This window comes from Synechococcus sp. R60.1 (assembly GCF_047461835.1).
Lineage (GTDB): Bacteria > Cyanobacteriota > Cyanobacteriia > Thermostichales > Thermostichaceae > Thermostichus.
In genome coordinates this window covers 21345-28092 of the sequence record NZ_JANSIA010000033.1, presented here as the reverse complement: position 1 = coordinate 28092, position 6748 = coordinate 21345, and the positions used below count along the sequence as shown (strand labels likewise).

At 58.5% G+C, this 6748-nt stretch carries 6 protein-coding genes; 1 reads left to right on the top strand and 5 read right to left on the bottom strand.

Annotation, left to right across the window (positions count from 1 at the left end):
• Window positions 1-190: 190 nt before the first annotated feature.
• The 5 genes from NW834_RS06505 to NW834_RS06485 form a co-directional block, all read right to left on the bottom strand.
• Window positions 191-1555, bottom strand: a complete 1365-nt coding sequence (locus NW834_RS06505; protein WP_414419116.1) for a cytosine deaminase — start codon at window positions 1553-1555, stop codon at window positions 191-193.
• A 75-nt stretch (window positions 1556-1630) separates the two neighbouring features.
• Complete coding sequence (locus tag NW834_RS06500) at window positions 1631-1960, bottom strand: YggT family protein (protein WP_414419115.1); 330 nt, start codon at window positions 1958-1960, stop codon at window positions 1631-1633.
• A gap of 178 nt (window positions 1961-2138) precedes the next feature.
• Window positions 2139-2507 carry a hypothetical protein gene (locus tag NW834_RS06495; RefSeq protein WP_414419114.1) on the bottom strand — a complete coding sequence of 123 codons (369 nt, stop codon included), beginning with the start codon at window positions 2505-2507 and terminating at the stop codon, window positions 2139-2141.
• A 48-nt stretch (window positions 2508-2555) separates the two neighbouring features.
• Window positions 2556-4328, bottom strand: a complete 1773-nt coding sequence (locus tag NW834_RS06490; RefSeq protein ID WP_414419113.1) for an ABC1 kinase family protein — start codon at window positions 4326-4328, stop codon at window positions 2556-2558.
• Between the two features lie 135 nt (window positions 4329-4463).
• Window positions 4464-5750, bottom strand: a complete 1287-nt coding sequence (locus NW834_RS06485; RefSeq protein ID WP_414417955.1) for a glucose-1-phosphate adenylyltransferase — start codon at window positions 5748-5750, stop codon at window positions 4464-4466.
• A gap of 131 nt (window positions 5751-5881) precedes the next feature.
• Between NW834_RS06485 and NW834_RS06480 the strand changes: the two genes are divergently transcribed.
• Window positions 5882-6664 (top strand): ParA family protein, encoded by a 783-nt coding sequence (locus NW834_RS06480; RefSeq protein ID WP_414419112.1) that lies wholly within the window; start codon window positions 5882-5884, stop codon window positions 6662-6664.
• Window positions 6665-6748 lie beyond the last annotated feature (84 nt).

Sequence of the window (6748 nt, the reverse complement as noted above, 5' to 3'; positions counted from 1 at the left end):
CAATGACTTTTGCCAAACCGCCTAAAGCTCAGTAAATTCAGCAAAGTTCAGGGTTTTGGGGGTTAGAGGCATGCTCTACGGTGCCGCCCCAGCGTTCCGCGCCGCTGCCACAACCACCACCTCCAGGCAAAGGGAGAGAGGAGCAATTGGGAAGTGTCTTAATCTAACTTGAAACGACTGTGACCCCGCTCTACTTCTCGGAGCTGAGCGCTGTCCCCACCTTCTCCATCAAGTCGTCCAGTTCGCTGTAGTCCGGCAGAGTCGTGTCGATGGCCTGCCCCTGACGCAACACCACCCGGTCATGTTGGGGTCGCGAGAGCAGCTCGTCAAAGCCACGTCCCTTGAACAGCACCAGATCTGCCGGCAAGCCCACCCCAATTTGCCCTCGCTCGGTCAAGCCCATGATGCGGGCAGGGGTGGTGGTAATCGCCTGGGGCCAATCCCCATAGGGGGTATCCAGGTGCAAAATGCGGGTGGCCTCCCGGAACACCTCCAAGCCATCGTGATCCCCAAAGCCGTAGAAGGGATCCCGACAGTTATCGCTGGCTATCATCACCGGCACGCCCAAGGCTTTCAGCTCGTGCAGCAGCGTCACCCCTCGCCAGCGGGGGGTATGGCCGGGGTTACGGGCTTGCAAGTACAGGTTACACATGGGCAGGCTGACCACGGCAATTCCCGCCTCTCTGACCAAGGCCATAGTCTTGTGGGCCACCTCCGGCGGTTGCACAGCCAGGCTACAGCAATGGCCACACACCACCTGATGGGGAAAATCGTTGCGCAAGGCCGCCGCTGCTACGTGTCTCAATGTGAGGGATCCCGGATCATCCGTCTCATCCGTATGAAAGTCCAGAGCCAAGCCCCGCTCCTTGGCCAGGGCAAACACCCGATCCAATTGCCGATCCAGTTCCGGCCCCATCGCCGCCACCCCACCCAGGATCCCGCCCACTTCCGCCACCTTGTCCGCCAGCTTCTCCCCTGCAGGGGTGAGAAAGGCATCCAAGCTCAAAAGCGTGACCGCCTGGAGTTCCAGCTTGCCCGCCCACTCTCGGCGCAGCTGAACAAACACCTCCCAGCTGGCCCCCATAACCTGAGGATTCTCACAGACCAGATGGGTGCGCACTGCCTGGGATCCATGGGCATAGCTGCAGCGCAAACCAAAGCTGAAGCGACGGTAGAGATCCTCCCGAAACTGCTCCGGATCCCCGTCATAGGCTTGCTTCATCTTCACCCAATCTTCCTGGCCGGCCTGCCTCGCCCCGGCAAAGGTACCATCGGGATTGGGGGTGCGCGGCCACACATGCCCCTTATCCAGGTGGGTATGGATATCCACAAAGCAGGGCCACACCTGGCCTCGCCTTAGATCCACGCCGGGGATCCCCTGGGGCGGGATCCCTGTTGCCAGCTGGATTCGGCGGATCTGCCCCCCTTCGATTTCCAGATCCAGCAACACCAGGTTATCGCGGTTGGGAACAGCTCCTGGCACCGCCTCCTTCAGTACCGACAGGGGAACCTGAGCATTCAGCAGCCAGTAGTGGGCAACGCCGGGGATCTGCATGGCGGGCAACGAAAAAAGCAGCTCTCCATCGTAAAGGGATCCCGGCCTATCCAGATGAATCCAGTGCTACAGCGGCTAGGCAAACTGGCCCACCACCTGCATGGCAAAACTGAGCAAAATGAAGGCCAGCCAGGGGGAAAAGTCCAAGCCGCCAATGGGGGGGATGATGCCGCGGAACAGGTTGAGATAGGGATCGGTGAGTTGGCTGAGCACCGACAGGATGGGGTTAGACCAGTTCAGTTGCGGGAACCAGCTCAGCAAAATCCGCACGATCAGCAGAGCATTGTAAATGACAATGAACTGGTAAAGGGAGCGGAACAGCAAAGACGCGGCAGTGCCGTAGACCAACCCCAGGGAGAGGCCGTCCATCCAGGCGAGAGGAGACAACAAGTGGCTAAGCATCATAGCGGTTCAGAGAAGGGAATGAACAAAACACAGATCAGTCAGACAGACCAAACGCCGTCAGCAGAGGCAAACCTCACATCCGATGGCAACCCATCCAAAGATGCAAGGCAGAAAGCCATTGCCGCCTCTAGTTTGACATGGGCGGGAGACCCCTGAGGTTCCTTCTTCCCGCTCAAGCTCAAGAGTTTTCCTCAGCAGCAGGGGCAGGCACTTCCTTGACAAGCAACTGAGCCCGGGTGGCCTGGATCGCCTCGTTTAACTCGGCAATCTTGGCCTCTAGAGTGCGGCGGGCTTGAGCAATGCGTTCTGCCTCATTTTCCCACTTCCTCCAGTCGCTGGACATGGCCGACTCACCCGAAGCACTGAGGCGCGGTTGTTCAGGGGTTGCGGAGGTGCCGTTGAGGCGATCTGGATCCCGGCGTTGGCCTTCGGCGGATCCCTTGCTGAGTCGAGGGGCAAGCACAAACCCGATCACCCCGCCGATGATCCCTCCCAACAGGGCGCCGGTCACCACACCGGCAATGAAGTCACCTTTCTGATCTGCCACGCTTTTGTCCAGCTCAATAACAATAAACTTGAGTCATCTTCTTCCGTTCTACCTTTCCTGTCCCACTCCTGCCAGCAAATCCGACCAAGGTTGAGGTAGCCGCCAGCGGCTGAGATGTTCCAGATGGGCTTGCACCTGCTCCCTCAACTCGGCAAACGTGTGTTGCAGATCGCCGGTCGAGGGTAGGGATCTCAGCGTTGCCTGCCAGAGGTAAGCTGGGGAAAGTTCAGGGCTGAGCAACTGCCACAAACGCTGCAGCTCCTCAAAGTGAAGGCGATCATCTTCTGTGAGGGAAAGCACCAACTGGCGACGCAGATCGCGGGCCTCTTCCGACATCAGGTAGCGCAAACCCGTTTGGGCGGTGGGGATCCAATCCAATCCCCCATCGCTGCGGGCAATTTGAATCAGGTTCTCCAGGCGGTTCCAGCGGAACTTGCCGTCTTTGATCAACACTTGCAGCAGCCGTTGGCGAATACGCGGCGATTCATCCGTCAGCAGGCGCTTGGCCACATAGGGATAGGCCACACCGACGATGCGGAACTGGGGATAGAGGCTGAGGGCTACTCCCTCTTGGGTCACCAAAGAGCGGATCACCAGAGCAAAGTGGGAGGGCACCTGAAAGGGGTAGCGGTACATCAAGTCGGAGAACTGATCTGTGGCCGTTTTGAAGTTAAAGTTGACCACCTCTTGGGTCAGCACGTCTGCCAGCACCTTTTCCAAGGCGGGGATCAGCTCTTGGCGGCCGACATCCGACTGCAAAAAGCCCAGATGAATAAAGTCATCGATCAGGGCGTTGTAGTCGCGATCCACCAGGTGAACCAGAGCATCCACCAAGTACTCCTTCATTTCCTCGGTAAGCTGATCCATCATGCCGAAATCGATGTAGGCCATACGGCCATCGGTGAGGGCAAACAAGTTACCTGGGTGGGGATCCGCGTGGAAAAAGCCGTATTCCAGCAATTGCTTGAGGGCAGCAACCACCCCGATACGCACCAATTGTTTCACCTCCAGGTTGGCTGCTCGAATGCGCTCCACATCCGTCAGCTTGATGCCGTCGATCCACTCCAGGGTTAGAACCCGGCGGCTGCTGTAGGCCCAGAAGATGCGCGGCACGTACACATCCGGATCGTCGCGGAAGTATTCGGCGAAGCGCTCGCAGTTTCGCCCTTCGTGCAGGTAGTCGATCTCTTCAAAAAGCTTGCGGCCAAACTCATCGACCACCGCCGTCAAAGTACTGCCCAGGTTCAAGGGCAGCCAGGGGCCCAGCCATGTCGAGGCCCAGCGAATCAGGTACAGATCCAGGCTCAACTGCTCTCGCAGATGGGGTCGCTGCACCTTCACCGCCACCCATTCGCCGCTGTGCAACTGCGCTTTGTAAACCTGGCCCAAACTGGCAGCAGCCACCGGCTCTGGAGAGATCTGGGCAAAGATCTCGGCAATCGGACGGCCCAACTCGGATTCGATGCGGGCAAATGCTTGCTCGGAGGGAAATGGCGGCAGTTGATCTTGCAGTTGGGTGAGTTCTTCTAGGTAGTCTTTGCGCACCAGATCGGGGCGGGTGGAGAGGGCCTGACCCACCTTGATGAACGTTGGCCCCAGGTCGGTGAGCAGCTTTCGCAACTGCACCGAGCGCCGTCCCACATTGCGATCAGTGTGGCCCCACAGTTGATCCCAGCGCAAACAGAGGACAAACCACAAGAAAGGCCAGAGAATGGCCAGCGCCCGACCGATCACTTGGGGCAGGCGCCAGCGGTAATAGCGGCAGATCAATTGCGGATCGTAAACTTCCAAAGCGGCAACGGATGAAATTCTACTAAACACACTCCAGCGATCTCACAGTCTTTTGTTTTGAAGCTCTTGGTATCCATCTTAACAGAAAAAGCCTCGCCGTTTCTGCGCAAGGGCCTGTCAGCCCCATCCTGCCCCCTTCTCGGCCAGGGCCGGCCTGTTTCCCCCTCAAATGATGGTGTTGTCCGGGATCACCGAGTCTTTGATGATGGTGACGATGCCGTTGCTGATCCAGATCCCTTCCTCTTCCCGCTGCGCTTCGGTGACGTGATCCTTGTTGAGGATGCGGACATTGCGCCCAATGCGGGCATTCTTATCCACGATGGCGTTGACAATGTGAGAGTTGGCCCCGATGCCCACCGGTGGGATCCCTTCCTCTAGCCTGGCCTGCCGCTCTTCTACCGACTCGTAGTAATCGGCTCCCATCACCAGGGTGTTTTCGATGATGGTGTTGGCCTCCAAGCGGCTGCGAATGCCGATGATGGAGTTGCGAATTTGGGCGTTTTTGATGATGCAACCATCGGCGATCATGGAGTTGACAATCTGGGAGTCGAGGATTTTGTTGGGGGGCAAAAAGCGCGGGCGGGTGTAGATGGGCATTTCGCTGTCGAAGAAGCTGAAGGGCGGGTTGGGCTGCTGCACCAGTGCCAGGTTGGCCCGGTAAAAAGCCTCGATGGTGCCGATGTCTTCCCAGTAACCCTGGAAGAGGTAGGCTTGCAGATGGTACTTGCCGATGGCTGCCGGCAGCACCTCTTTGCCAAAGTCGGTGTGCTCCTTGACTTTGAGCATCTCGATCAGAGCTTCTCGCTTGAATACATAGATGCCCATGGAGGCGATGTAGGGCTTGGCTTTGGCTTCTTCCGGGCTGAGGCCGAGAGCTTGCGTGTCCACCTGGCAGGCTTTCAGCAGATCTCCTGTTGGCTTTTCCTTGAAATCGACGATGCAACCGTTCTCGCCAAGCTTGAGCAAGCCAAAACCCGAGGCCACTTTTTCTTCACAGGGGAGCACCGCCAGCGTCACATCGGCCCCAACCTGCCGGTGATGCTGGATGAAGGGGCGGTAGTCCATGCGGTAGAGGTGATCCCCAGATAGGATGAGGAAGTCCCGCGGCTTCCAGGAGTCCATCAGCCAGAGGTATTGGCGGACAGCATCGGCGGTGCCTTGGAACCAATCGGGATTGTCAGGGGTTTGTTGGGCCGCCAAAACGTCCACAAAGCCGCCTGTAAAGGGAGACAAGCGGTAGGTGTTGACGATGTGGCGGTTCAGAGAGGCAGAGTTGAACTGGGTGAGGACGTAGATTTTTTCGATGTCGGAGTTGATGCAGTTGCTGACCGGGATGTCGATGAGGCGGTATTTGCCGGCCAGGGGCACAGCGGGTTTGGCGCGGCGCTTGGTCAGGGGATAAAGTCGGGTGCCACGCCCACCTCCCAAGATGATCGCCAGTACATCGCGCATGGTTGTCCTCCACCAGGCTACACCCAATAGCATAGACTGCTGCGGGGCCACCTCAACGACTGTCCTGTCGGATCTGGCCAAGCTGCTCGGGAAGGGGAACAAGTTGGCAAGACAGAATGCAGGGAGAGCTGATGGCGCGTATCCTGGCCTTTACCAACAACAAAGGGGGCACCGGCAAGTCCACCCTCTGCGTCCACGCGGCTCAGTTGACGGCCCAACGGGGATACCGAGTTCTGCTCATCGATCTCACGTCCCAGGCCACTGCCAGCAACCTTTACCTGGAAGGGGCCGGATCCCTGGCGGCACCGGAAACGGCTTGGGCCAGCTTACACCCGCAGCACCAACGTCCTCTGGAAGAGGTGATCTACTGCACGGACAAGGGAGTGGATGTGGCGCCCTCCCACAGCACCATGGCGGAAGTGGCGGCCCAACTGGCTGCTGCCGGAGAGACGGGTCAGGATCTGTTGCAGCGCCAACTGGATCCCTTGCTGCCGGACTACGACTTCATCTTTCTCGATACGCCGGGAGAACTGAATGCCCTCACCGCCAATGCCCTGCGGGTGGCCCAGCGGGTGTTGATCCCGACACGGCTCAACCGCGCCGATTTCTCCTGCACGGAAGTAACCTTGCGCTACATTGAGGCCCTGAAAGGCCAGCTAAGCCAAGCCCGCGCCATTTTGACAATGCTGGATGACCGCTATCTGCCGGGGGGCATTTGGTCGGGATCCCACACCGGGCAATTGTATGTGCAAGCGCAACAGATTTTTGCGGATGTGCTTTCACCCGTTACCATTCCAGATAGCAGCGATTTGCGCATCGCCTTTGACTACGGCTTGACGGTGATGGACTATCGGCCTGGATCGGCGGTGTGTCAGCGGCTGCTACAGTTGGTTGAACACGAGGTGCTCTTGTGACTGGATCTGACCGTAGCCTCTTTCCTTCGTCGGGGGAAACTTCCCGCCGCTCCGGCGGAATTCGGCGCAAGGCCGGTGCTAAAA